General features: G+C 43.0%; 21 protein-coding genes. 9 read left to right on the forward strand and 12 right to left on the reverse strand.

The features are described 5' to 3' along the window. The first annotated feature begins 8 nt into the window (after positions 1-8). The 7 genes from ACQYAC_RS12890 (at position 9) to ACQYAC_RS12920 (ending at position 12,485) form a co-directional block, all read left to right on the forward strand. Entirely contained in the window at positions 9-7,157 is a 7,149-nt protein-coding gene (locus ACQYAC_RS12890) for an amino acid adenylation domain-containing protein (protein WP_429943442.1), read from the forward strand. Between the two features lie 20 nt (positions 7,158-7,177). Then, a complete protein-coding gene (locus ACQYAC_RS12895; protein WP_429943443.1) occupies positions 7,178-7,405 on the forward strand; it encodes an MbtH family protein in 228 nt (75 codons plus the stop codon). A 124-nt stretch (positions 7,406-7,529) separates the two neighbouring features. After that, positions 7,530-9,152: an AraC family transcriptional regulator gene (locus ACQYAC_RS12900; protein ID WP_429943444.1), complete on the forward strand. Its 1,623-nt coding sequence runs from the start codon at positions 7,530-7,532 to the stop codon at positions 9,150-9,152. Positions 9,153-9,250: 98 nt separating this feature from the next. Then, positions 9,251-10,216, forward strand: a complete 966-nt coding sequence (locus ACQYAC_RS12905; protein ID WP_429943445.1) for an ABC transporter substrate-binding protein — start codon at positions 9,251-9,253, stop codon at positions 10,214-10,216. Between the two features lie 78 nt (positions 10,217-10,294). Continuing rightward, complete coding sequence (locus ACQYAC_RS12910; RefSeq protein WP_429943446.1) at positions 10,295-11,029, forward strand: alpha/beta hydrolase; 735 nt, start codon at positions 10,295-10,297, stop codon at positions 11,027-11,029. A gap of 72 nt (positions 11,030-11,101) precedes the next feature. Then, positions 11,102-11,248: a YycC family protein gene (locus ACQYAC_RS12915; protein ID WP_003214589.1), complete on the forward strand. Its 147-nt coding sequence runs from the start codon at positions 11,102-11,104 to the stop codon at positions 11,246-11,248. A 22-nt stretch (positions 11,249-11,270) separates the two neighbouring features. Continuing rightward, on the forward strand, positions 11,271-12,485 hold the full coding sequence (locus tag ACQYAC_RS12920) for a CynX/NimT family MFS transporter (RefSeq protein ID WP_429943447.1): 1,215 nt from the start codon (positions 11,271-11,273) through the stop codon (positions 12,483-12,485). Positions 12,486-12,526: 41 nt separating this feature from the next. Here ACQYAC_RS12920 and rplI read toward each other — a convergent pair whose 3' ends face one another. The 3 genes from rplI to ACQYAC_RS12935 are packed head-to-tail and all read right to left on the reverse strand — an operon-like array spanning position 12,527 to position 15,921. After that, positions 12,527-12,976: a 50S ribosomal protein L9 gene (rplI, locus tag ACQYAC_RS12925; protein ID WP_044139055.1), complete on the reverse strand. Its 450-nt coding sequence runs from the start codon at positions 12,974-12,976 to the stop codon at positions 12,527-12,529. Continuing rightward, complete coding sequence (locus tag ACQYAC_RS12930; protein WP_061410187.1) at positions 12,973-14,952, reverse strand: DHH family phosphoesterase; 1,980 nt, start codon at positions 14,950-14,952, stop codon at positions 12,973-12,975. Before ACQYAC_RS12930 ends, rplI begins: the two co-directional genes overlap by 4 nt. A gap of 30 nt (positions 14,953-14,982) precedes the next feature. Next, entirely contained in the window at positions 14,983-15,921 is a 939-nt protein-coding gene (locus tag ACQYAC_RS12935) for a YybS family protein (protein ID WP_144461921.1), read from the reverse strand. A gap of 302 nt (positions 15,922-16,223) precedes the next feature. Here ACQYAC_RS12935 and ACQYAC_RS12940 point away from each other — a divergent pair, with 302 nt between their 5' ends. After that, on the forward strand, positions 16,224-17,153 hold the full coding sequence (locus tag ACQYAC_RS12940) for a manganese-dependent inorganic pyrophosphatase (RefSeq protein WP_429943448.1): 930 nt from the start codon (positions 16,224-16,226) through the stop codon (positions 17,151-17,153). A 44-nt stretch (positions 17,154-17,197) separates the two neighbouring features. Here the strand turns inward: ACQYAC_RS12940 and ACQYAC_RS12945 are convergent, their stop codons facing one another. From ACQYAC_RS12945 to ACQYAC_RS12955, 3 genes are all read right to left on the reverse strand, one after another. Beyond that, positions 17,198-18,055 (reverse strand): DUF3298 and DUF4163 domain-containing protein, encoded by an 858-nt coding sequence (locus ACQYAC_RS12945; protein WP_169056112.1) that lies wholly within the window; start codon positions 18,053-18,055, stop codon positions 17,198-17,200. After that, positions 18,056-18,550, reverse strand: coding sequence for an RNA polymerase sigma factor (locus ACQYAC_RS12950; RefSeq protein ID WP_050944666.1), 495 nt, complete (start codon positions 18,548-18,550; stop codon positions 18,056-18,058). A 149-nt stretch (positions 18,551-18,699) separates the two neighbouring features. Further along, positions 18,700-19,356: a hypothetical protein gene (locus ACQYAC_RS12955; protein WP_061410190.1), complete on the reverse strand. Its 657-nt coding sequence runs from the start codon at positions 19,354-19,356 to the stop codon at positions 18,700-18,702. A gap of 105 nt (positions 19,357-19,461) precedes the next feature. Between ACQYAC_RS12955 and katX the strand changes: the two genes are divergently transcribed. Then, entirely contained in the window at positions 19,462-21,051 is a 1,590-nt protein-coding gene (katX, locus tag ACQYAC_RS12960; RefSeq protein WP_429943449.1) for a catalase KatX, read from the forward strand. Between the two features lie 48 nt (positions 21,052-21,099). Here the strand turns inward: katX and wrbA are convergent, their stop codons facing one another. From wrbA to rpsR, 6 genes are all read right to left on the reverse strand, one after another. After that, a complete protein-coding gene (gene wrbA / locus ACQYAC_RS12965; protein ID WP_058013194.1) occupies positions 21,100-21,768 on the reverse strand; it encodes an NAD(P)H:quinone oxidoreductase in 669 nt (222 codons plus the stop codon). Positions 21,769-21,786: 18 nt separating this feature from the next. After that, positions 21,787-22,395, reverse strand: a complete 609-nt coding sequence (locus ACQYAC_RS12970) for an alpha/beta hydrolase (protein ID WP_429943450.1) — start codon at positions 22,393-22,395, stop codon at positions 21,787-21,789. Next, the gene (locus ACQYAC_RS12975) at positions 22,392-23,363 is read right to left on the reverse strand and encodes a ring-cleaving dioxygenase (protein WP_268497250.1); all 972 of its coding nucleotides are present in this window, start codon (positions 23,361-23,363) and stop codon (positions 22,392-22,394) included. The genes ACQYAC_RS12970 and ACQYAC_RS12975 overlap by 4 nt, the downstream gene beginning before the upstream one ends. Before the next feature lie 191 nt (positions 23,364-23,554). Then, entirely contained in the window at positions 23,555-25,072 is a 1,518-nt protein-coding gene (locus ACQYAC_RS12980) for an ABC transporter permease/substrate-binding protein (RefSeq protein WP_061410193.1), read from the reverse strand. Then, positions 25,065-26,030, reverse strand: a complete 966-nt coding sequence (locus ACQYAC_RS12985; protein ID WP_429943451.1) for an ABC transporter ATP-binding protein — start codon at positions 26,028-26,030, stop codon at positions 25,065-25,067. The genes ACQYAC_RS12980 and ACQYAC_RS12985 overlap by 8 nt, the downstream gene beginning before the upstream one ends. Before the next feature lie 210 nt (positions 26,031-26,240). Then, a complete protein-coding gene (gene rpsR, locus ACQYAC_RS12990; protein ID WP_008347556.1) occupies positions 26,241-26,480 on the reverse strand; it encodes a 30S ribosomal protein S18 in 240 nt (79 codons plus the stop codon). Positions 26,481-26,488: the final 8 nt, after the last annotated feature.

A 26,488-nucleotide genomic window follows, 5' to 3' on the forward strand; every position in this document is an offset into this window, starting at 1 on the left:
ATAGACCCTTGTCGATCCAGTCAGTCGATTCATTCCCACTAACCGGTGCCCAATCAGGCATTTGGTATGCGCAGCAGCTTGATCCATCTAATCCTATTTTCAATACAGCTGAGTATATAGATATTAAAGGTCCAATTGATCCCGTACACTTTGAAGCAGCCATTAGAAAGACTGTTATAGAAGCAGATTCCTTGTATATGCGCTTCGTTGAGGATACTGACGGTCCAAAGCAATGGTTGATATCTAAGAAAGAGATTCCATTTCAATATATCAATTTACAAAATGAAAAACAGCCGTTTGATGCGGCTAAAGCATGGATGAAGACAGACCTTGCAACACCAGTCTCTTTAGAGAAAGATGTATTATTCCGTGAAATACTTTTTCAACTTGCTGACGACCGTTTTATCTGGTATCAGCGCATTCATCACATTGCCATTGATGGATTCGCCTTTTCGCTCATTGCACGTCGTGTTGCTGAGATCTATTCAGCCCTATCGAAAGGGACTTCTGTGCCTCCTCAAACATTTGGAGCCTTACTTGACGTAGTCCAAGAGGAGATCACCTATCAACAGTCCAATCGGTATGAAGATGATCGAGTTTTTTGGAAAAATCGCTTTGCTGATCAACCTGAAATTGTCAGTCTTGCTGAGCTTGCCCCAAGAACGTCGGATCATTTTATCCGCAAAACGGCTAGCTGCGATGCCGAAAAGGTAAGCAAAATGAAAAAAAATGCTCAATTTTTCGGTGGTACGTGGCATGAAATGATTCTTGCGGCATCCGCTCTATATATGCATCGTATGACGGGTGCACATGATATTGTTTTAGGATTACCTGTTATGATGCGCCTTGGATCGTGCGCCTTGCAAACACCCGGAATGGTCATGAACCTGGTACCGCTTCGTTTAACATGCAAACCAGAAATGACGCTCTCAGCACTTGTTCACCAAGTATCTGATGAACTGAAAGCCATTCGTCCTCATCAAAGATATCGTCATGAAGACATGCGGAGAGACTTTAAACTCATCGGAAGAAATCAACGATTATTCGGCCCGCAGATCAATATCATGCCATTTGATTATGATCTCAAGTTCGATCAGAGCATTGGTCAAGCACATAATCTTTCAGCAGGACCCGTAGATGATATATCGATCAACATATACGACCGCGCAGATGGGAACGGATTTCAAATCGACTTTGATGCAAACCCTGCCGTTTACAAAGAGCAAACAATTGACGCTCATCAGCAGCGTTTTCTTCAATTGCTGGAGGAAATAACCGGACTAGAGCAAGATCAGACAATCAGTCAATTCAACCTTCTTTTGTCTGAAGAAAAAGAGAACATTCTCAAGCACTGGAATGATACAAAACGAGAATTACCAAAAGAATCTTTACGGGAACTATTTGAAAAACAAGTCAGCAAAACACCACAAGCAAAAGCATTACAGTTTGAAGAAATCACTTTGACATACGAAGAGTTGAATCAGCGGGCAAATCAATTGGCTCATTATTTGAAAAAGCGCAGCATTGGACCAGAACAATTTGTCGCAATTGCTATGCCTCGTTCCATCGATATGGTCGTAAGTCTATTAGCCGTTATCAAGACAGGAGCCGCCTATCTGCCACTAGACCCTGATTACCCTAACGACCGTGTCGCCTATATGCTAGAAGATGCCAAACCGGCGTGCTTGCTCACAGTCAAAGAGACAGCAGACGGTTTGGAGCATCCGCACATCGTTCAACTGGATGATTCAATTGTTCATCAGGAGATAGCAGACAGTCCGCATCTCAATCCGACTTGGAGCGAAGGCTCCCCGCATCACCCGGCTTACATCCTCTACACGTCAGGATCGACAGGGAAGCCTAAGGGTGTTGTTGTAACAAAACGAAATGTGATCAACTTTATATTGTCCATGCAAGATTCATTTTTATTAGATCAAGGGGACCAGCTTTTAGCGGTAACGACCATTGCCTTTGATATTTCCGGGCTAGAAATGTTCCTCCCGCTTTTACATGGTGCCGCTATATTATTGGCAAAAAAAGAAACGATACAAGAACCAGCAAAGCTTTCAGACATGATTCGTTCTCATCATGTCACAATCATGCAGGCAACACCAACGTTGTGGCATGCGTTAGCAGATGATTACCCTGACGTGATAACAGGTATGCGTGTTCTTGTTGGAGGAGAAGCACTCCCTGCCTCCCTTTTGCACACATTACAATCTCTTCAATGCGACATTACCAATTTGTACGGACCTACAGAAACGACGATCTGGTCTACCATGGAAAATGTCACAGCACATCGAGAGAATAGTGGACCGGCGATTGGCAAACCCATTTGGAATACAAGCATTTACATTTTAGATGAAGGACTAAACCCAGTCCCAGCAGGATCAATCGGTGAACTTTATATTGCAGGTGAAGGAGTATCCAGAGGATATCTTGGCCGATATGACTTAACGGCTGAACGATTTGTCGCTGATCCATTCGGCACAAAAGGCACGAGAATGTATCGCACTGGTGATTTAGCCAGATGGCGTGAGAATGGCTCGATTGATTATATTAGCCGTGCTGATCATCAAATTAAAATTCGCGGCTTCCGTATTGAACTAGGTGAAATTGAAACAGTTATTATGCAGCACCCAGCCATAAAGCATACATCCGTTATCGTTCGGGAGGATCAACCTGGACAACAGCTGCTTTGTGCGTATGTTGTGCTGACAGACGACTCTTCTCTTCACCCTTCAGAGCTTAGGCAGTTTGTGGCTGCGTTACTTCCAGACTACATGGTGCCTTCTGCTGTTGTCTTTTTGCCGGAACTGCCACTTACACCAAACGGCAAAATCGATCGCAAAGCATTGCCGGTGCCAAATATGTCTTTAGTTAGTTCTGAGCGTACACCTAGAACACCCCAAGAAGACATGTTATGTAGTTTATTAGCAGAAACCCTTGGCGTATCTCAAATTGGCATAGATGATAGTTTCTTTGATTTAGGCGGACATTCTTTACTTGCCGCTCGTCTGCTTCGACGTATACGCGATACATTCGGTGCAGACCTAAGCATGAGCACCATTTTTGAATCACCTCGAGTCGCTGAACTTGCACAGCACTTAGACAAAGCGAAGGACATTCGGCCGCCGCTTCAGGTAGAAAACAAGCCAGATGAGATTCCGTTATCCTTTGCTCAGAAACGGCTCTGGTTCCTTCATTGTCTTGAAGGGCCAAGTCCAACTTACAATATTCCACTTGTCATTCAGCTGACAGGTACATTAGATCAAAAAGCTCTCAGTGGTGCTTTAGCAGATATCACTGAAAAACATGAAACCCTTAGAACCATCTTTCCAAATAAGAACGGCATGCCAAGACAGGTTATTTTACACTCGAAAAGTGTTCAGCCTGAACTCCACGTCACAGCTTCAAGTGATCAACAAATTGATAATCAGTTAAACGAAGCCATTCGCTATAGCTTTAAGATTGAAGAAGAACCTGCACTTCGAGCTGACTTATTCATACTTGATGCAAATCGATCCGTGCTGCTTCTATTGCTGCATCATATCGCTGGTGACGGCTGGTCACTTGCACCATTGACACGAGACTTAGCTGCTGCTTACGAAGCCCGTATACAAGGAAAATCAATCTCCTTGCCAGCCGAACCTGTTCAATATGCTGACTACGCTATTTGGCAGCAGAAGCTGTTGGGAAGTGAAGAAGAGACAGATAGTCTATTTGCCAAGCAGCTTACCTATTGGACAGGTGCCTTACATGACCTGCCTGAAGAACTGGAGCTTCCCTATGACTACCCTCGTCCACAGGAAGGAAGCTTCAACGGTGCTACGATCGACTTTGCGATTGAGCCCGCTTTACACCAGCTGCTCCTTGAACTTGCAAAGCAGCATCAGGTGAGCTTGTTCATGGTGCTTCAAGCATCACTTGCAGCATTACTGACACGTCTTGGAGCGGGAACAGATATCCCTATTGGTAGTCCAATTGCTGGGCGGAATGACGATGCACTTGACGACATTGTGGGATTGTTTGTGAATACACTAGTATTACGTACAAATACAGCTGGTAATCCAACCTTTAGTGAGCTATTGAAGCGAGTGCGAGACGTCGACTTAGCAGCCTATGAGCATCAGGATCTGCCATTTGAACGGCTAGTGGAAATTCTAAATCCAACTCGCTCCAGGTCACGCAATCCATTGTTCCAGGTCATGCTTGCCTTCCAAAATACACCGAAGGCGGAAATGAAGCTGACACAACTTGACTCAGACCTCTACGTGAAACCAGTAGGATCAGCTAAATTTGATCTGACCATCGAATTAACAGAACAAAGAACTGAAACTGGGTCAGCAGCAGGATTAACAGGATTGTTTGAATTCAGCACAGATGTATTTAAACAAAGTACCATTCAAGCAATCGCTGCCAGAATGAAGCGCTTTTTAACAGAGGTAGTTGAGCGCCCACATCTGCCGATTGGTCAAGTGAACATTTTATCAGATAAAGAGCGGCAAACATTTCTACCTGACAAAAAGACATTTGCTCAGTTAGACCAAGCACATCGTCTCCCGACCTTATTTGAAAAAACGGTGCAGCAATATCCTGATCGAGTGGCAGTAACGGATGGCAAGAGGCAGCTTACCTATGAAGAGTTAAACAACAAAGCAAATCGTCTTGCTCATTTATTAATAGAAAGAGGCGTTGGACCAGAACAGTTCGTTGCACTTGCCCTGCCTAGATCAATCGATATGCTCGTCAGCCTATTAGCCGTTCATAAAGCAGGCGCAGCCTATGTTCCGCTTGATCCTGACTATCCAGCAGACAGGCTGGCATACATGATACAAGATGCTAAACCAGTTTGCAGCATCACAACAAAAGCAGCTGCATTGCATCTCCCTGCTGATTGCGATTTGATTTTGTTAGACGAAAAAGAAACAAATGATCAATTACAGATGACGCCAAATCACAATCCGGCTGATATAGACAGAATTGAGCCGCTATCTCCTCTGCATCCGGCCTATATTATTTATACATCCGGATCTACAGGGAAACCAAAAGGAGTGGTCATTCCACACCAAAATGTCATCCGTCTTCTGACATCTACTGAACATTGGTTCCATTTCGATGAAGAGGATGTTTGGACAATGTTCCATTCGTATGCCTTTGACTTTTCAGTTTGGGAAATATGGGGACCCCTTTTATATGGCGGTCGGCTTGTCATTGTTCCTCATACCATCTCTCGTTCTCCAGAAGAGATGCTGCAGCTTCTAGTCGATGAAGGTGTGACTGTGCTTAATCAAACACCTTCTGCCTTCTATCAGCTCATGCAGATAGACAAGGAACAACAAACACTTGGTCAAGCATTATCACTCCGCTATGTCATCTTTGGCGGTGAAGCATTAGAGCTTAGCAGATTAGAAGATTGGTACAGCCGTCACTCAGACTGCAAGCCAAAGCTAATTAACATGTACGGCATTACAGAAACCACCGTACACGTTACGTACAATGTACTCAATCGAGACATGATCGCAAAGAAATCCAGCAGCTTAATAGGCGAACCGATTCCTGATTTACGCGTGTACGTACTAGATGAATACCTACAGCCTGTTCCACCTGGGACGACAGGTGAAATGTATGTAGCTGGAGCTGGTTTGGCTAGAGGTTATCTAGGCAGGCCTGATCTGACATCAGATCGGTTCCCTGCCGATCCTTATGGAGCACCTGGCACAAGGATGTATCGAACTGGCGACCTCGCTCGCTGGACAGAAGATGGGGCACTTGATTACATCGGCAGAGCTGATCATCAAATTAAAATACGCGGGTTTAGAATTGAACTTGGAGAAATCGAAGCCGTTCTATCACGCCACGATGCAGTTGCACAAGTTGCCGTGATTATGCGAGAGGATCAGCCTGGCGACAAACGATTAGTCGCATACATCGTCACAACTGAAGAAGAGCGTTTCGATACAGAGACTCTTCGCCATTTTGCGTCAGCCAGTCTTCCTGATTACATGGTGCCTGCGGCTTATGTACAGATTGATACGATGCCACTTACAGCAAACGGGAAGCTGGATCAAAAATCACTTCCGGCACCTCAATTGCACATACAGCAGACGGATGGCCGCGGCCCAAGAAACCCGAAAGAGGAAGTTCTATGCCACCTCTTTGAAGAGGTGCTTGATTTGCCAAAAATCAGCATTGACGATCGCTTTTTTGATATTGGCGGGCATTCCTTACTTGCGGTTCGTTTAATCAGCCGCATTCGTGATGCACTTGGTGTCAAACTAAGCATCGGAACGTTGTTTGAAGCACCAAACGTTGCCAGCTTGGCAGAGAAACTAGAAACAGGAAGTGATGAAAACGCACTAGAAATCCTGCTGCCGCTACGAACAAATGGAGAAAGATATCCTCTCTTCTGTGTTCACCCAGCTGGTGGTCTTAGCTGGTGCTATGCAGGTCTCTTGAATACATTAGAGAAAGACATCCCTATTTATGGATTACAAGCACGAGGCATTGCAAGAAAAGATGACTACCCGTACACACTAGATGATATGGCTGCGGATTATATCAAGCATATCCGAACGATTCAACCAAAAGGCCCTTATCACCTTCTTGGCTGGTCACTTGGTGGAAACGTTGTACAAGCAATGGCTACTCAACTCCAGCAGCAAGGTGAAGAAATCGCTCTCGTTGCGATGCTCGATGCCTATCCAAACCATTTCTTACCGATTAAAGAAGCACCCGATGAAGAAGAAGCACTAATCGCTCTTCTTGCACTCGGCGGTTATGATCCAGATACCTTAACAGGTGAACCACTCACGATGAAAAGTGCTGTCGACATCTTGAAGAAAGACGGCAGTGCACTAGCAAGCTTAAGTGAAGATGCCATTAGAAATCTAAAGGAAACCTATGTCAATTCAGTTCGATTGCTCGGAGAATATCAGCCAAAAACTTATCATGGGGACATATTATTCTTTAGATCTACCATTATCCCAGATTGGTTTACACCAATTGATCCCGAAGCATGGGCACCTTATATCAACGGAACCATTGAACAGCACGACATTCATTGCCGGCACAAAGACATGTGCCAGCCTAAACCCCTAGCAGAAATTGGTGTCATCTTAGACAACGCTCTGCATCGGGTCAAACAAAAGCACTAAGAATAAAGGAGAGATGACAAATGACAAATCCCTTTGATCGTGAAGACGGTGTATTTCTTGTGCTTGTCAATGAACAAGGACAGCATTCACTTTGGCCATCATTTGCACCAGTGCCAGATGGGTGGGAAAAGGTCTTTGGTGAAGACACTAGAAATGCCTGCATCGATTATATCCAGACACACTGGCAGGACTTATGGCCATTAAGCTTAACAAAAGAACCTGTGCTAGCACATGGAAAAACAGACTAAATCATCGCGCCCTGATCTGACTCAGGGTGCTTTTTTGACAGAATAAACATCACCATCTTTCAAGCTCTTTCTGCTACAATTTAATTGAGAATGTTTATCAACAAATAAGAGATCAGGTGGTTTTATGGGAAACAATCAATTACGTACAATGGCAAATGCCGAACAATTCATCTATCGATTGACATTTGCTGAAAAAATAAAGAATGCAGAGCTTCCGCATAAGGAGCAGCAGTTATCAGATACATATTGCCTCCTCGTTAGCATAAGCAGCAGCGGCTTACTCATGCTGAACGATCAAAAATGGCGATTGAAAAATCTAACGCTCTATACAATTCTGTCTGATGAGACATTTATGTTAAAAACAAAGCCTTATCAAAAACACGAGCTCTATCTGCTTCGCTTTCAAATGTACACGCCGCAAGGTCAACACATAGAAGAAGTATCAACTGAACATGCCCGGTCTTTACTGAATGTATGGCAATTTATCGATATTAGCTCAATTGAACAAATTCATTCTTTACTGTCCGAAATGACAGAGGAATGGAAAAGACATGAATCCGTTAGCTTTTTTAGAAGCCAAACCCTTTTTCAACAGCTCATCCTGCAGCTTTTCACACTGCATAATGAAGATATTTGTGACACGACACATGCCCTTTTCAAAACAAAACAATATATTGATCAACATTCCGAAGAACCCCTCAGCCTTACTAGTCTATCTCAAATGGCTGGCATCAGCGCCAATCATTACAGTGAGCTATTTAAAAAGCATTTTAATGTGAGTGTCACTGATTATATCACCAAGAAAAGGATGGCTAGAGCCAAACAGTTAATGGCAAAAGGCAACGCAAAGCTCAAAGACATTGCACTGGAAATCGGCTATCAAGATCCCTATTACTTTAGCCGCATCTTTAAGAAAAAAACGGGCATGACCCCTTCTACTTATATGAAAAGCCGTCAGCGGAAAATTGCAGCCTATGGCCATTCCATACTCGGTCAGCTCACACCCATTCATATCATCCCGTATGCTGCCCCTCTTCACCCTAAATGGACAGCACATGATTTTGAGCATCATGCAGAAGAAATCCCGATTCACCTGAGTGCACATCGGATCAACGAGCACGCTGAATCCAATTTACAGCAATTAAAGGAAACAAAACCTGAGCTAATCATTGCCAATGATCATGTGACAGAAGAAGAAAAACAAGTGTTGAAAACCATCTGTCCTGTTCACTTTGTTCCATTCACCCAATTGGATTGGCGCACTCAATTCAGACAAACAGCTATGTTCCTAAACGAAGCGAAGGAAGCAGAAGAATGGTTGATTCATTATGAGGAGCTCGTCATTCAGGCGAAAAAGACATGCCTTTTTGATCATCCACCAAAAACCGTCCTGCCTCTTCGCATCTTTCAAGATCAACTCTACTTGTCTGTAAATCGCACCATGTCAGAAGTGATTTTTCATGATATTGGTCTTCTGCCAGCTTTTCAGAATGATGGACAGCTATTAGAACAAAAAATAACCATTCGCTCCATACAACAGCTAGATCCAGACGCCATCTTCCTCTACTTGCATAAGGAGCCAAAAACCCTTGCTTTTTATCAAAAGTTAAAGCAACAGGAAGATTGGCAAAATCTCAAAGCTGTGACGCAGCAAGCAGTCTATCCACTAGCATCTGACCCTTGGCGTGAATACACAGCAGCCAGTCATAAACGAGTCATTCAGGACCTTTTATCTTTTTTTCCGTAAAAAGTCCATCATTTGGCAGAGAATTGTCTATGGATAAAAGGACAAAAGCCTAATACAATCTTTAATTGAGAACAATTATCAGTTAAAGGAGAAAACAAATGAAAAAATGGTTAGCATTGCTTATCCTTTGTATCATGACGATCACCACAGCTGCCTGTGGTGCTGCAGAAAATAAACCTGCTTCAAACACAACCAAAAGCAAGTCAGCTGAAATAGCAGAAACAAGCATCAATTACTTAGATCAAACGTACAAACTCAAAACGCCAGTGAAACGAATTGTCATTGCTGGAAGCCTAGAATCAATGGAAGATGCCAAATTACTTGATATCGAGCCTATTGGTGCTTCTACAGTAGGCGGCGCATTCCCTGAATTATTTAAAGACATCACAGCGAAAACAGAAGGCATCGGTGAAAAAACAGAACCGAACCTAGAAAAAATCTTAAAATTAAAACCAGATGTGATACTCGGATCAACAAAGTTTCCACCTGCAACAATTAAAAAATTGGACAAAATCCAAACAACAATCCCAGTATCCCATGTCTCTTCTGACTGGGAAAGCAATCTTTTATTGCTCGGTACACTTACTGGAAAAAGTGAAGAAGCGAAAAACATCATTTCTGATTATCAGAAAGACCTCAAACAAGCGAAAGAAATCCTGAAAGACAAAAGCAGCAACAAAACAGCTGTCATTTTACGCATTAGACAAGGCGACCTGTACGTGTACCCTGAAGACGTATACTTCAACTCTACCTTATATGGGGACTTAGGATTTACAGCACCAAGTGATATCAAAAAAGCCAAAGCACAAGCATTGATTTCATTGGAGCGCCTGGGCGAACTCAATCCTGACTATATTTTCGTTCAGTTCTCTAAAGAGGAAAACTCATCGAAACCTAACGCATTAAAAGACTTAGAGGAAAATAAAATTTGGACAAGCCTAAAAGCTGTGAAAAATGGGCACATCAATGAAAATGTCGTTGATCCTATGCTTCAAGGAGGAACTGCACTAAGCAAAACAACCTTCCTTGATAAGGCCGTCAAATGGTTAGAGAAAAACAACTAAAAAAAGAAGACAAAGGGTTAATGTTTAGCCCTTTGTCTTCTTTTCAGCTTATTTGAGAATCTTGAGGAGTGAATACATATGAACGGAACGTTTCTATATGACGAGTTTAACGGGCGTCAGCTTGATATTTACGTTCCACAGGACACCTCTATTAATGTTCCAGCTGTCTTTGTACAAGATGGCTCTTCTTTATTTAGAACACACCTGCTAGAGATCGAAAGACTGATCGAAGCCAAAACCATCTCTCCAATCATCATTGTCGGCATACACCCCTTCAATCGACTCGACGAGTATACACCATGGAAGGCGTCATCACTGCACTCTGGGTTTCCTGACTTTAAAGGCGAGGCACAGACGTATGTGTCATTTTTAGCGAATGACTTGCTCCCATATATCAAAAAAAAATACCCAGTCAAACAGACCTGTCATGAACATAGTCACATAGGTGCTTCATTAGGTGGGCTATTTGCAATTTATACTTTATTGATGTACCCTGATCTTTTTAAAAACATCGCATCTATCTCTGGGTCATTTTGGTATCAAGATTTTCTGCCGTTTGCTAAACAACAAAGCATTCAGTATGTGGATCACCTTATTTATTTGTCTGTAGGCAGTGAAGAAGGTAAAGGCAAAACATCTGCTCAACAGCACATGCCTTTATTCAATAAACAACTACATGATCTTTTATTACAGAAAGGGATGCAGGCATGGCAGCTGCACTATCACATCGAACAAGGGGAGGGCCATCATCTGAAACAATTTCAAAAAAATTTCTTATCAGCCCTAAAGTGGTTTTATCAAAGAGAACACTAATTTTTTATCTGCATGGCACAAAGCCGATATGATATATTGGAACTTATAGATTGAAAGAGGAGGGATTTGCGTATGAGACCTTTACAAATCTCAGCCGATACAGCACAAAAACTTGCGGCATCACTTAATGTACCCATTGAACAAATCATGCATATGCCGCAACATATCTTAATCGCTAAACTAGCAGAACTTGAACAGAAGAAAGATCGTTCTTCTTAAAGAAATAAAGGAGTTTACATTCATGGAACAACAACTAGAACAATCAACATTACACCCCCGCAGCAAGGGACAAACCATCCTGCTGATTGCTGGGATTTTACTCATTGCATTTAACCTGCGGCCTGCCATTACGTCCGTGGGACCTCTCATCGGCGCCATTCGTTCCGATTTGCAGCTTTCAAATGGACTTGCGGGTTTTCTCACCACTTTACCACTGCTCTCATTCGCATTGCTTTCTCCAATTGCACCTAAAATCGGAAAGCGTCTTGGCAATGAACGAACCCTTTGGCTTGGGCTTGCTGTCCTTCTATTTGGGATTGTGATTCGCTCGTTTGGCTCGATCACCTTCTTAATGGTGGGAACCGCGCTTGTCGGTGTCGGGATTGCGATATGTAATGTGCTTTTACCGGGGCTGGTGAAGCATAAATTTCCTGCACATGCTGGTTTGATGACGAGCGTGTATACGACTTCGATGTCCGTCTTTGCGGCACTTGCATCAGGTGTCAGTGTTCCGCTCAGCCATACGATGCCTGGCGGCTGGAATACTTCATTCCTCGTATGGGCTGGCCTTGCACTTCTCGCGATGATGGTCTGGGCGCCGCAGCTTCTTCATCAGAACACAGCGGCCGTCAAAAGCATTTCGCTCAAAGAGCAGCCGATATGGCGTTCGCGTGTCGCATGGCAGGTGACCTTTTTTATGGGCTTGCAGTCATTCCTTTTCTATAGCAGCATCGCCTGGTTTCCTGATATCTTAACATCACATGGAATGAACCTGTCGACAGCCGGCTGGATGCTGTCCATTATGCAGTTTGCTGGGCTGCCATCAACCTTTTTAGCGCCTGTTTTTGCAGAAAAGTTAAAAACACAAAGACCGCTTGTCTTCGGTCTTGTCCTTGTGTATTTACTTGGTATGATCGGACTTCTTCTCGGAGGATCGACGCCTATTCTTGTGATCTCTGTTTTATTGATCGGCATTGGACAAGGTGCCAGCATCAGTCTGGCGCTCACTTTTATCGGTTTACGGACGACCAATCTGGAGCAAGCCGCTGCCCTCTCCGGAATGGCGCAGTCTCTCGGTTATTTATTAGCCGCCGTTGGTCCTTTCATGATCGGTATCCTTTTTGATTTCACACATACATGGACGCCATCCATTATCATCTTTATCATCATCTTATTTTTCATGCTTTTATCCGGTATGCGTGCTGGACGAAACGTCTATATATCAGATCCATCATAAAAAAGAACCCGCCTCCTCATGAGAGACGGGTTCTTTACTGTTTATGCTTGTTCTGTCACGTGTACCTTTAATGTTGCTTGTACCTCAGGATGAAGCTTCACCGGTACATTTGTGTAACCTAATGCACGGATGGCGTCATTTAGCTCGATTTTGCGCTTATCGACTTTGATTTGATGATCCTTTTGCAATTTATCAGCGATTTGCTTGCTTGTAATTGATCCAAACAAACGGCCGCCTTCACCTGATTTTGCTGTTAGTTCCACTGTTAGCGCCTCAAGTGTTTCTTTTAGTTGTTTCGCTTGTTCAAGCTCTTGGATGGCATTCTTTTTCTCTTTGTTCTTCTGCCCTTCCAATGCGCTTAGGTTCGTTGGGTTTGCTTCAACTGCTAACCCCTGTTTGATGAGAAAGTTGTGAGCGTATCCGTCAGCTACATTCTTGACTTCGCCTTTTTTCCCTTTGCCTTTTACGTCTTTTAGAAAGATGACTTTCATCTTTGAACCCCTCCTTCGAAATATTCATCAATGGCAGCTTTTAACTGCTCTACCGCTTCTTCAATGGTTATACCATACATTTGGGTTGCAGCGTTAGTTAAATGACCGCCGCCATCTAACGCTTCCATGATAATTTGGACATTGATATCTCCTAATGATCTCGCACTAATGCACACCGTGTTGTCATCTCGTCTTGCGACAGCAAATGACGCTTCTACCTCACTCATTGACAACAGGGAATCAGCCGTCTGGGCAATCGTAATTTGATCATAATACTCCGAGCTGTCTGACGGTAATGAAGCAATCGCCACCTGATCTTGATACAGATCTGTATGCTGAATAAGTTTTGCCCGTTTGATGTAATGATCGACGGTCTCTTTTAGGAATTTTTGCACAAGGACAGGATCTGCCCCCTTCGCACGAAGATAGGAGGCTGCATCAAACGTTCTTGATCCCGTTCTCAGCGAGAAACTCTTCGTATCAACGATGATCCCTGCGAGAAGCGCAGTCGCTTCAATCATGTTAATGCGCAATTTCTTCGGCTGATACTCTAAAAGCTCTGTCACAAGCTCTGCTGTGGATGATGCATACGGCTCCATATAGACAAGTAATGGATCACGGATAAACTCCTCGCCGCGTCTATGATGGTCAATGACCACGACATTTTCAATTTTATTGAGCAGTCGTTCTTCCATAACAAGAGACGGTTTATGTGTATCCACGACCACCAGCAGCGTGTCATCCTTTGCAAGCTCCATGGCTTCCTCTGGGGTGATAAAACGTGACCAAAGATCTTCATAATTCTTAATTTCACTAATCAAGCGTTGAACACTGTCCCCAATCTGGTTGGCATCAATGACAATATAGCCTTCTTTCCCATTGGCCTGAGCGACCTTTAAAATCCCAATGGATGCACCGATCGAGTCCATGTCTGGGAACTTATGCCCCATGATCATGACATTGCTGCTTTCAGATACAATCTCTTTTAAAGCATGAGAAATGACTCGTGCGCGTACACGTGTCCGTTTCTCCATTGGATTCGTTTTTCCGCCGTAGAATTTCACTTTTCCATTCGGCTGCTTAATGGCTACCTGATCCCCGCCTCGTCCGAGGGCAAGATCAAGACTCGACTGCGCAAGCGCCCCAAGCTCTTTTAAAGAAGGCACGGACGCACCGATCCCGATACTCAGGGTAAGCGTCGCACTATGCGCTCCTGTTTTCTCACGGACCTCGTCTAAAATAGAGAATTTCGACGCTTCCAGCTCTGCTAAAATACTCTCATTTAGAACCGCCATAAATCGTTCGGACGAAATTCGCTTCAGGAAAATGCCATATTCCTGTGCCCAATTGTTTAACAGAGACGTCACTTCACTATTAATGGTGCTGCGTACCTGATCGTCAAGACCCTGCGTGACATCATCGTAATTGTCTAAAAAGATATAAGATAACACCGTTCGTTCATTTTCGTACTGTCTTTCAATCTGTACCTGTTCTGTGACATCAAAGAAATATAAAAGGCGCTCTGACCGTTTAATAATGACTTTGAATTTCCGGTCATTCAGTGTCACATTTTCTGTCTCGACCTCTTGTTTAATTAGAGGCACAATGGACTCGAATGTATCATACAAGGATCTGCCGACAAGCGTGCTTTCATGAAAACACGAAGCGAGAAATGGATTTGTCCATTCGATATAATACTGGTCATTAAACAGCATAATACCAATTGGCATTTCCATTAATGCTTCTTCTCCAACCTTTTTGACTCGATAGGATAATGTTGAAATATATGAATCAATCTCTTTTTGCACTTGCGTATCTGCCCACTTTAAGAGGTAGAGCACACCTGCAAGGACTAAAAGACCAACCGCTCCTATGATCCAATTATAATAAAGGTTGAGGAGGACTGTGACCACCGCTAGGACAATCAAAGCGATGATCGGATACTTGATGACAGGTTTTCTATAGAAGCTTGGCACTGATATCAACTCCTCAACATTCAGAGTGAATTATTTGTTTTTTACTTTTTCTCTTAAATCAAAGCCTATGTCAGCAATCCCTATAATACGCACAATCACACCGACTGGCGGATAGAGAACCCCTAACACGACAGCGAAAATGGGCACCGCTTTTGAGATGCTTTTTTCATGGCAATAATAGAAGATAAAAGAAAATCCCTGAATAAGCACCAGTATAAATAAAATTTGAAAAGCACTCGTTTGAACGAGCCATAAAAAGCTGCCTTTTTCCGTCTGAATCAGCATCAAAAGCAGTGTGAGTAAATAATACCATACCATGCTTTTTGGCAGCCGCATATCCTTAAATTTCTTCAAGGCTGGCATGTCTTTGACAAACCGTTTGATCAGAGGCTGCACGAACCAGTGGTTCACGAACGCCAGCAACGTGACACCAATTAACAGCGCGACAGGTAAAGCACTCAATGCGGAATCCTTTATCTCTCTGAACTGCTTCAGCTGCTTCGCAATGTCCTGCTCAGAAGCACCGGATTGCTTTAAGGCACTCTCTAACATTGGAATCATTTGCTCAATCGACTCTTTCGCGACACTCATAATATCGACTTGAAAAAGCTGAACACTGACAACAAAGGAGATAAGGAAACTGAATAAATAGATCAGCGCACCTGCAATGATGGCATTCCCAGGCTGCCGTCTGCTGTAGAAAACACCCATGCCTAATCCGACAGCAATCAGAATTGGTGCAGTCATGAGTCCATTAATAGACCCAATTAAAAAGCTGATCACTATCCCAATAGCGCCAGCAGCAATTCCTTTTTTCAAACCGTGCCTGATTGTATAGAGGATGATCGGAATCGGAGCAGCCAGAAAGAAAATAATGGATAATAGCGGCACATACAAATAAAACAGCGTCATGACAGAGAAAATACTGATCATGATAGCGCCCTCTACTAACGCTTTTGTTTGTTTCACACCTTCACCTCTATCCAATCCTTTTACTATATCTTGCTCAATGTGTCCTTCTATGTATACGTACGATGTAAGCTACACCATGTCTTACCCCAACCTTTATTTTACCATAGCGGTAAATCGCAAGTAAAATGCAGTCTATCTTAGGAGCGTTTCACGTGGAACACTGATACCAATTCGTACATGCAACTTTTCAAACAGCATGTTACAATTTTTTAGATTATTCTTAGCTATAAACCCTGAATTCAAGGACAAAAGCTGTTAGAATAGACACATCATCAATAAATGTAAGAAGGAGAATTCATATGGGAAAAACACTCGTATTCGGACACAAAAACCCTGACACAGACACGATTTGCTCTGCTATCGCTTACGCTGATCTAAAAAACAAAATCGGCGTCGAAGCAGAAGCGGTCAGACTTGGAGAAATCAATGGAGAAACACAATACGCACTAGATTTCTTTCAACAAGATGCACCTCGTTTCATTGAAACGGCTGCAAACGAAACAAAGCAAGTCATTCTTGTCGATCATAACGAATTCCAACAAAGTGTAAGTGATATTGATCAAGTACAAGTGACTGAGGTCATTGACCATCACCGTATTGCCAACTTTGAAACAAGTGAACCTCTATACTATCGCGCTGAACCTGTTGGCTGTACAGCAACAATCTTAAACAAAATGTACAAAGAGAACCAAGTGAAGATTGAAAAAGAAATCGCTGGTTTGCTTTTATCTGCAATCATTTCTGATTCCTTGCTATTCAAATCCCCAACATGCACACAACAAGACATTGATGCTGCGCATGAGCTAGCTAAAATTGCAGGGGTAGATCCGGAAGCTTACGGTCTAGACATGCTAAAAGCTGGCGCTGACCTAAGCCAAAAAACGGTTCAAGAATTAATTACAATTGATGCAAAAGAATTCGCACTAGGCAATAGCAAAGTGGAAATTGCGCAAGTCAATACAGTAGATATTGCAGAAGTTACAGCAAGACAGGCTGACATTGAAGCGAAAATCAATGAAGTCATCGCAGCGAAAGGTCTTGATCTATTCGTTCTAGTGATCACAGACATTCTAGAAAATGACTCTCTTGCACTTGCACTCGGTACCGAAGCGTTAAAAGTAGAAAAAGCATTTAACGTCACACTTGAAAACAACACCGCTTTACTAAAAGGTGTTGTCTCAAGAAAGAAACAAGTCGTACCTGCACTGACAGACGCTCTTTCTTCATAAACACAAAAAGACTGCTGACCTGTTCAGCAGTCTTTTTTCTTCTTTTAATGAATGTACATATCGCTGACAAGAATATCCTTTAATACACTTGTTGGAATCGTGAATTCAACTACACCCATGTAACCAGGCGCCACATCATATTCATTAAAGGAAATCACCAGTTTGCCTTTTGAATTGATATAGAAGCTTTGATCTGGCTGAATCTTCTTAAACGGATCAACCGTATCTTGCTTGGTAATCCAGTAAATCTTATTTGAATCCTCTTTCATCTGTTTCTTCATTTGTTCTTTAATATTTTCACTAATCACATCAATATAACGATCATCTTTAAACAAGCTTGGTAATGTAATGAGTACATGGTTTTTCTTATCCACCGTATCATACGTCATTTCCTCTGCCGCAGAAGCCTGAGTCGTCACCTTGTATCGACCTAGTGAAAGAATTTGATCATTGTTTGTTTTCACTTCATATCCGCTCTCTACACTCAAATGACCATTTTTATAACCCTTTGTTTCCTTTTCAAAATCTTGATACAGCTTTTTGTTTTCAGCTAAATATTTTTGATTCAGGCTGTCTTGTAATTTTCCGTCCCCAAGCCCTGAAACGTGTGGTGTTTTGAGGTCAATATTCGTTCCTTGATCACTCTTTTTAAATTCTGTGAATGTCACGACTTTTACTAGCTCGCCAATGACAGGAATTTCCGAAATCGCTCTTGCCGCCTGCGGGCTGACATTCACAGTCGTGACAAATAAAGCAGCCGCAGCAACAAGTCCGATCGTCCATTGCTGAAAATGAGGTTTTTTGTTTTTTCGTTTTAATGTTCGTTCAACCATAGCATCAAATTCCGGCGGAATAGGGATTTCTAAATATTCCTCTTTTAACTGTTTCAAATGCTTATCCATTTATATTTCCTCCTGCGATAATTCTACTTTTAAAAGCCGCAACGCTTTATATAATCTTGTTTTGATGGTGTTTTCGTTTTCTTCGAGAATGTGGGCGATATCCTCTAGTTTTAAATCTTCAAAGAATCTCAAAATAATGATGACCCGGTACATGTCGGGCAAATCCTCTATGGCTCTTCTGACATCTTGATCTTCATAGACATCTGATTCACCCTGTGATAAGAACTCAAGTGTATCATCGTCTGTCACCTGCACCCGCTTCTTCTTTCGTAAAAAGTCTAGGGCAGCGTTCACCACGATTTTATAAAACCAGCTATGCATTTTGGTTGCATCCTCTAATCGGTGAACAGATTTGAGTGCTTTATGAATCGCCTCTTGAACGACATCCATCGCATCTTCCGGGTTTTTGACATAACTATAGGACAATCGATAAAAACTGTGTTTATGCTCCATTACGTAATCAGCAAATTGATCCTCAATTTTTCGTTTCTTCATTTTACAAAGAGCTCCTTTATCTTAAATGCGCATCGGTTATTTCTTACAATGGATAGACGCGCACCTTTTGAAAATAGTTTGCGCTCAATTATTTTTTTAACATGTCATTCCATTTCCGTTTCTATACAAAAAGAGCGAACCAGACTGGTTCACTCCTTCAAAGCGGATATTGTTTGATGGACAAATTGTTTAAGTGGGGAAAGCGGCTGAATGATCGGAATGCCTGTCTCCTTTTCCATCTGCTGTGCCGCATGAACCATTGATAGCTGCATCACGCAAATGTCTCCACTTTTTTTCATACATCTTCTGAGCTGCTTTTTAATTTGCTCCTCATAAGCGGACATATCACCGTTTAGGCAAAGGTGAAAGACATCCTCCATTACCATAACCTCCGCATCAATTTGCTTGCCGTGCTCTTTTGCATATGACTTTAGCCGCTCCATAGTCCCATCCACTGTATCCGGGTTTGAAAATACAAGTTGAAGAGGCCCTTTTCTCTGACAAATCAGCTCAAATAACGGCTCATCGATCGGAACAATCGGTTGTTTAATGAGATGCTGCTGATCGCCCAAAGCGGCAATATATTGTGTACACGTGAGCAAAATGATGTCGGCTTCATCTTCTTTCATCAATTTGTTGATGGCATAGGTTTGCTGCTTGTGAAGGTTAAAATCTGGATCTTGTGTGGCACGTTCTATAAATGATGAATCGACCGTGTGATGAAGCTCAATTTCAGTATCATGAAACACGTCTTCTATATAGGACTGATTAGACGGATGGGCATGAAGGCAGTGTAATCGAATCATCAGGTTCGCTCCTCGTGAAAGTTTTCAATCATTATATCAATCCTTGTATGAAATAGGGAGAAAGATGACCATATTGTTAGGGAGATATTGAAGGAGGGATTCGAAATGAAAGAAGATCAACACCCTAAGCCATCCTCAGAGTCAGAAGACACTTTAACAAATCGGCAAGGTCACCCCGTAACAGACAATCAAAATATGAGAACCGTTGGAAATAGAGGACCAACTACGCTTGAAAACTATGATTTCCTAGAAAAAATCAGTCATTTTGATCGCGAACGTATTCCCGAACGTGTCGTCCATGCGCGCGGGGCGGGAGCTCACGGTTACTTTGAAGCCTATGGCACATTCGGTGATGAACCTATTTCTACTTATACAAGAGCAAAATTATTTCAGGAAAAAGGGAAAAAGACACCTGTTTTCGTCCGTTTTTCTTCTGTCATTCACGGCGGTCATTCGCCAGAAACATTGCGCGATCCGAGAGGGTTTGCAATTAAATTTTATACAGAAGAAGGCAATTGGGACCTCGTTGGAAACAACCTGAAAATTTTCTTTATCCGAGATGCTTTGAAGTTTCCAGATTTGGTTCATGCTTTTAAGCCAGACCCTGTTACGAATCGGCAGGACGGCGAGCGTATTTTTGACTTCGTCTCGCAATCTCCTGAAGCGACACATATGGTGACATTTCTCTTTTCACCATGGGGCATCCCAGCAACCTATCGGCACATGCAAGGCTCAGGTGTCCATGCCTACAAATGGGTGAACCATGAAGGAAAAGCGGTGCTGGTCAAATATCACTTTGAACCGAAGCAAGGTATTCGCAATCTGACACAAGAACAGGCTCAAGCGATACAAGGTGAAAACTTTAATCATGCCACACAGGATTTATATGAGGCCATTGAGCAAGGAGACCATCCTGAATGGGAGGTCTATGCACAGATCATGGAAGATGATGCCCACCCTCACCTTGATTTTGACCCGCTTGATCCGACAAAGCTATGGTACAAGGATGACTATCCATGGAAACCGATCGGACGAATGGTGTTAAACAAAAATCCAGAAAATTATTTCGCTGAAGTTGAGCAGGTCGCCTTTGGGACTGGCGTTCTCGTAGACGGTTTGGATTTCTCAGATGATAAATTGCTTCAAGGGCGCACCTTCTCTTACTCTGACACGCAGCGATATCGTGTGGGACCGAACTATTTACAACTACCAATCAATGCACCGAAAAGGCATGTCGCCACGAATCAAAGAGATGGGCAAATGGAATACCATGTCGATCAAGGCAAAGGGCAAAATCCTCATGTGAATTATGAACCATCGATCCTCGGCGGATTAAAAGAAGCCAAACAGGATGGAAAGGATCATACGCCTTTTGTAGAGGGTGACGTCAAACGGGAAGCCATTGACCGCCCGAACGACTTCGGACAAGCTGGAGAAACGTATCGCCGCTTCAATGATTGGGAACGTGAGGAATTGATTAAGAACTTAGTCAACACCCTTGCGACCTGTCAAAAGGACATACAAGAGCAAATGATCGAAAACTTTACAAAGGCAGACCCTGATTACGGAAAGCGGGTCGCTGACGGCTTAAAAGCCTTCAAACAAGAACAGCCAAGCGGACCTATCGGCTCTACAGGCGCCGCACAAGCCGTGAACGAAGCAATTAACAACAGCACACCATCAGATCCTTATTAAATAAAAAAGAATGCAGCGCCTAGGCTGCATTCTTTTTGTATCCATCGATTAAGCGTTTTGACCCTTTTTGATCCATTCTGCTACATTGACTGTACGTTTTGCTTGATGTTTTGCAGCAGCTTCTGCATCCTCTTGAATCTTTCCGTTTTGGTCAACAGTGACACTCACGCCGTAAGGGTTGCCCCCTGCACCGTACAATGAGTCATCTGTGTATCCAGGAGCAGCAATAATCGCTCCCCAGTGGAACATCGTTGTGTAAAGGCTAAGAATGGTCTGTTCCTGCCCGCCATTTGGGTTTTGTGCAGAGGTCATCGCACTTACTGCTTTGTTTGCCAATTTCCCTTGGAACCATAGGCCGCCAGTAGTGTCTAAGAATTGCTTCATTTGAGCCGGTAAGTTACCAAAACGTGTTGGCATGCTAAAGATGATGGCATCTGCCCACTCTAAATCACTTAATTGAACCTCAGGAACATCCTTTGTTTCGTCTAAGTGCGCTTTCCATGCTGGATTTGATGCTACAACTGATTCTGGTGCCAATTCAGCAACCTTTAATACTTTAACTTCGGCGCCTGCTTCTTTCGCTCCAGCCTCTGCCCATTTTGCCATCTGATAGTTTGTACCTGTTGAACTATAATAAATAACTGCTAATTTTACGTTTTCCATTTGTTCCATCTCCTTTTGTTTGGTTTGCCCAAAAAGCTTCTGTAAAAAACCCATCTATATTCCCTACCTTCATTAAAATTGACGACGATACCATAATGCCGCAGCATCGACTTCTTCTCTCGTTAGCTGATGTCCGCGATTTTCCCAATGTAGTGTGACTGAAGCGCCTGCGTCTTTAAGCAATTGCTCGAGCTCTTGTGATTCCTCCGGGCGGCACATTGGATCATTTTCACCAGCTGCGATAAAGACTTGTTTCCCCGCCAATGAAGGCAATGAAACTCCGCGTCTTGGAACCATTGGATGATGCAGGATCGCTCCTTTTAACGCATCCTTGTAATGGAATAAAAGACTTCCTGCAATGTTTGCCCCATTGGAATATCCGAGAGCGACGACATTGTGACGATCGAACCCATATTCATCTGCTGCTTCTCCGATAAATGTATACAGTTCCTCTGTCCGCTCAATTAAATCCTGCTCATCGAATATACCTTCTGCTAAACGTCTGAAAAAACGCGGCATACCGTTTTCCAACACATTTCCTCTCACACTAAGAACAGAAGCGTCAGCATCAACTAAATCGGCAAGCGGCAATAAATCTTCTTCCGTTCCGCCAGTACCATGCAGTAATAACAAAACAGGTCTTTGTTCATTCTTTCCTTTTCGAAAAAGATGTTTCATCATGCATCTCCTTTCCCTTTCAACTCTCTCACTTCTATTGGCAGCACAATTTGTTCAATCTGACTGCGCTGCGCTTCATATTGCGGTGGCAGTTTCAATGCTTCCCCCATAGTTTCCACTGATTCATCGTGTGCAAACCCTGGAGGATCAGTTGCAATTTCAAATAATATGCCGCCAAGCTCTCTAAAATAAATGGCATTGAAGTAATTTCGATCTTGCACAGGTGTCACTTGATATCCGCTTTGTGCAATATGTCTTTGCCAATCTAACTGGTCCTGATCATCTGTCGCTCTCCATGCAATATGATGCACCACCCCAACACCCATATGTCCGCGTGCAACAGGTGTCTTGTTCACATCAATGACATTGCCGATCTCACCAAACGAACGGAATCTCACATAGTCCTCTTCTTCTCCAACACGTTCAAAACCCATTGTTTGTTCTAGCAACTGCATCGTTTGCTCTGGCTGTGATGTTAATAAAACAGCTCCCCCAAACCCTTTTATCGCAACATCTGGCGTAACGCCGTTAAATGTCCAATCATTTTGTTTTCCCTCCGCACGTTCTACTAGCTCAATCAACAAGCCGTGTGGATCTTCAAATGAGAGAAAGGCTTCATCAAAGCGTTTGACCATTTCATAAGAAACATCAAACTGCTCAAGACGTTCCTTCCAGAAAGAGAAAGCGCCTGGTGGTACAACATATGTCGTCACGCCGACTTGGCCTGCGCCAATTTGTCCCTTTTGAGCACCTGGCCAAGGGAAAAACGTGATAATCGTTCCCGGAGATCCTCCTTCATTTCCAAAATATAAATGGTAAGTGCCTGGATCATCAAAATTCACGGTCTTCTTCACGAGACGAAGTCCTAAAACACCTGCATAAAAATCAACGTTCTCTTGAGGATGCCCTACAATTGCTGTGATATGGTGAATTCCTTCTGTTTTCTTCACTTCTAATGACCTCCTAATCATGAAGTAACAAGCCTCTATTCATTTTGTCTTTACTGACGTCTTTATATTATCTCGAATTCGAGATATTAAACCAAAAAAATATATTTATCTCGAATTAAGGATATGCTGTTTTTAAATAAAAGTCAACGATTTTTGTTTTTCCTTTTAAAAAAGCAGATCTGCTTTTACATAACAGACCTGCTCTTCCATGATTATCGCAGTAATTTTTTCTTTTTTAAATAGGCTTTCGCTACCTGAAATGCATCCTTACCTTTCACATTCACTTCATAATTCATTTCTCTCATCTCATCGTCTGTGATTTGACCACCGAGCTTATTGAGAGAAGCCTCAATCTCAGGGTACTCCGTTAATGTCTCCTGCCTTAACAGCGGTGCTCCTTGATATGGCGGGAAAACATGCTGATCATCATCAAGCACCTTTAATTTGTATTGCCTCAATTCACTGTCTGTCGAATACGCATCGACTAAATTGATATCTCCTTTTTGAATCGCTCGATACCGAAGCTTCGGTTCCATCGTCACTACATCATCAAAGGAAAATTGATAGGTCTTTTGAATACCTCGATACCCGTCCTGTCGATCAGAAAATTCTAAGGTGAATCCAGCCTTTATGCGATTCTTGATTTTAGCTAGATCAGAAATATTGGATACATCATATTGATCAGCCAGCGACTGAGGCACGGCTAAAGCGTACGTATTGTTGTAAGCCATCGGCTCAAGAAGGCGGAGCTGAAAGGATGATTCCAAACCGCGCTGCGCTTGCTCATATACTTTTTCTTTATCTGTGCTTTTCGCTGTTTGTTTGAGGAACTCAGAAATTGCAGTACCCGTAAACTCAGGATAAATGTCAATATCACCAGAACGTAAAGCTTGAAAAACAAAAGACGTCTTGCCAAGACCAGGCTTAAGATTGACTTGAATATCCGTATCCTGTTCAATCAAAAGCTTATACATCGAGATCAGAATTTCAGGCTCTGATCCTAGCTTTCCACCGATGGTGATTTCTTTTTTTTCTTGTTGAAACAGTGCTGGGCCCGCGACAATAGCTCCTGCAATCACAGCAAAAACCGTCACAGAAATCACAGTCTTTTTAAAAGAAATTTTCTCAAACGTACGCAGCACCACATCAAATAAGAGTGCGAGTAAGGCTGCTGGTATAGCGCCAATGACAATGAGTGACATATCATTTCGGTCAATTCCCAGCAAAATCAGACTTCCTAATCCCCCAGCTCCGATCAGTGCGGCAAGAGTGGCAGTTCCCACAATGAGAACCATCCCGGTTCGGATACCTGCCATGATAACTGGCATGGCCAGAGGCAGTTCCACCTTTAATAACCGTTTACGATGATTCATTCCCATGGCAAGCGCCGCTTCTCTCAGGGAAGGATCGACTTCCTGAATACCTGTATATGTATTTCTTAAAATAGGGAGTAGTGCATAAACGACAAGCGCAATAATCGCAGGCACTTGCCCAATCCCAACGAGAGGAATCAGCAGGCCAAGCAGCGCAAGTGACGGGATTGTTTGCAAGACCGCCGTCACCCCAATCACCCACTCTGCAAGCTTTGGCACCCTCGTTAAATAGATACCTAAGGGAATGGCAATCAAAATGGCTAAAAATAAAGCAATAAACGAAATTTGAATATGCTCAAGTAAGGCGTGACCCAATTGTTCTTTTCGGTCCAATAACACATTGATCCAATCATTCATGTGACTCGCCCCTCTCACTAGGTGAATCAGCTAAAAACTGAATCACAGCTTGACGATTCACTAGTCCAATTCGCTCCCCATCCTTTTCCACAGCCAATTCCTCATGCTTTGCCAATTGGGATAAGACCTCATCCAGCGTGGCATGTGCTGTGATCACTTCATAGCCTAAAAGAGCCTCGTGAGCCATTGGTCTAGCCAAGACTTCAAGCTCAAACGCATGATGCCCCGCATGGCGAGCAGCCCCGGAGACAAACTCCCGAACAAAAGCATTGACTGGGTGTTGAACCAATTCCTCTGGACGACCAATCTGCACCACTTTCCCTTCCTTCATGATACAAATTCGATCACCAAGCCTCATCGCCTCCTGCATATCATGTGTCACGAAGACAATGGTCTTTTGAATACGGCGCTGCAAATCAAGCAGATCATCCTGCAATTTCTCCCTTGTTAATGGATCTAACGCACTAAAGGGTTCATCCATTAGGACAATCTCAGGATCAGCTGCAAGTGCACGTGCCACACCGACACGCTGCTGCTGTCCACCAGATAGCTCTGACGGCTTTCGATGTCGATACATAGCAGGGTCAAGCCCAACCATCTGCATCAATTCATCCACTCGCTTATTGATCTCATTACGGCTCCATTGTTTGAGCTCTGGTACTACAGCGATATTTTCTTCAATGGTCATATGAGGAAAAAGAGCAATTTGCTGCAGAACATACCCAATATCCCAGCGCAGCTCATACAGATCATAATCATTTATTTTTTGACCCTTTATGTAAATCTCACCTTCTGTAGAAGAAATGAGACGATTGATCATTTTCAATGTCGTCGTTTTCCCGCTCCCACTAGGTCCAATGAACACAAAAAACTCACCCTTTTGAATCTCTAAATCAACGGATTCAACGGCATAACGCTCATCTGAAAATTGCATCGAAACCTTCCTAAATTCAATCATCTTCCCACGCCCTGACTGCAATTATTTTCTAGACTACCAATATGACAGATCGACCCCATATTTGTATAGAACAAACTGTCACTTTTACTCTCTTTTACATACTTCCCCTAAGGTGCCCGCCAAAAACAGCTCTAGTCAGTTCGGATGGGATCTTCTTGAGACAATAAAAAAAGCGGAGAGCTCGAGGCTCTCCGCTTTTAAGTCAACGACTTACTCACCAGTAACGTATGGAAGTAATGCCATTTGACGTGATTTTTTAATCGCTAATGTCAATTTACGTTGATACTTAGCGCTAGTTCCTGTTACACGACGAGGTAAAATTTTACCACGCTCAGAAACAAACTTTCTAAGAAGATCAACATCTTTGTAATCGATGTGCGTGATACCGTTAGAAGTAAAGAAACATACTTTACGACGTTTCGCACGACCGCCTCTGCGTCCACCTGCCATTTGTTTTC

Origin of the sequence: Bacillus sp. MM09(2025) (genome assembly GCF_050496725.1) — a bacterium.
Lineage (GTDB): Bacteria > Bacillota > Bacilli > Bacillales > Bacillaceae > Bacillus > Bacillus pumilus.

Coding starts and splice junctions, on each gene's coding strand:
- ACQYAC_RS12895 (WP_429943443.1), top strand. CDS start 7,178: ATGACAAATCCCTTTGATCGTGAAGACGGTGTATTTCTTGTGCTTGTC.
- ACQYAC_RS12900 (WP_429943444.1), top strand. CDS start 7,530: ATGGGAAACAATCAATTACGTACAATGGCAAATGCCGAACAATTCATC.
- ACQYAC_RS12905 (WP_429943445.1), top strand. CDS start 9,251: ATGAAAAAATGGTTAGCATTGCTTATCCTTTGTATCATGACGATCACC.
- ACQYAC_RS12910 (WP_429943446.1), top strand. CDS start 10,295: ATGAACGGAACGTTTCTATATGACGAGTTTAACGGGCGTCAGCTTGAT.
- ACQYAC_RS12915 (WP_003214589.1), top strand. CDS start 11,102: ATGAGACCTTTACAAATCTCAGCCGATACAGCACAAAAACTTGCGGCA.
- ACQYAC_RS12920 (WP_429943447.1), top strand. CDS start 11,271: ATGGAACAACAACTAGAACAATCAACATTACACCCCCGCAGCAAGGGA.
- rplI (WP_044139055.1), bottom strand. CDS start 12,976: ATGAAAGTCATCTTTCTAAAAGACGTAAAAGGCAAAGGGAAAAAAGGC.
- ACQYAC_RS12940 (WP_429943448.1), top strand. CDS start 16,224: ATGGGAAAAACACTCGTATTCGGACACAAAAACCCTGACACAGACACG.
- ACQYAC_RS12945 (WP_169056112.1), bottom strand. CDS start 18,055: ATGGATAAGCATTTGAAACAGTTAAAAGAGGAATATTTAGAAATCCCT.
- ACQYAC_RS12950 (WP_050944666.1), bottom strand. CDS start 18,550: ATGAAGAAACGAAAAATTGAGGATCAATTTGCTGATTACGTAATGGAG.
- ACQYAC_RS12955 (WP_061410190.1), bottom strand. CDS start 19,356: ATGATTCGATTACACTGCCTTCATGCCCATCCGTCTAATCAGTCCTAT.
- katX (WP_429943449.1), top strand. CDS start 19,462: ATGAAAGAAGATCAACACCCTAAGCCATCCTCAGAGTCAGAAGACACT.
- wrbA (WP_058013194.1), bottom strand. CDS start 21,768: ATGGGTTTTTTACAGAAGCTTTTTGGGCAAACCAAACAAAAGGAGATG.
- ACQYAC_RS12970 (WP_429943450.1), bottom strand. CDS start 22,395: ATGATGAAACATCTTTTTCGAAAAGGAAAGAATGAACAAAGACCTGTT.
- ACQYAC_RS12975 (WP_268497250.1), bottom strand. CDS start 23,363: ATGATTAGGAGGTCATTAGAAGTGAAGAAAACAGAAGGAATTCACCAT.
- ACQYAC_RS12980 (WP_061410193.1), bottom strand. CDS start 25,072: ATGAATGATTGGATCAATGTGTTATTGGACCGAAAAGAACAATTGGGT.
- ACQYAC_RS12985 (WP_429943451.1), bottom strand. CDS start 26,030: ATGATTGAATTTAGGAAGGTTTCGATGCAATTTTCAGATGAGCGTTAT.
- rpsR (WP_008347556.1), bottom strand. CDS start 26,480: ATGGCAGGTGGACGCAGAGGCGGTCGTGCGAAACGTCGTAAAGTATGT.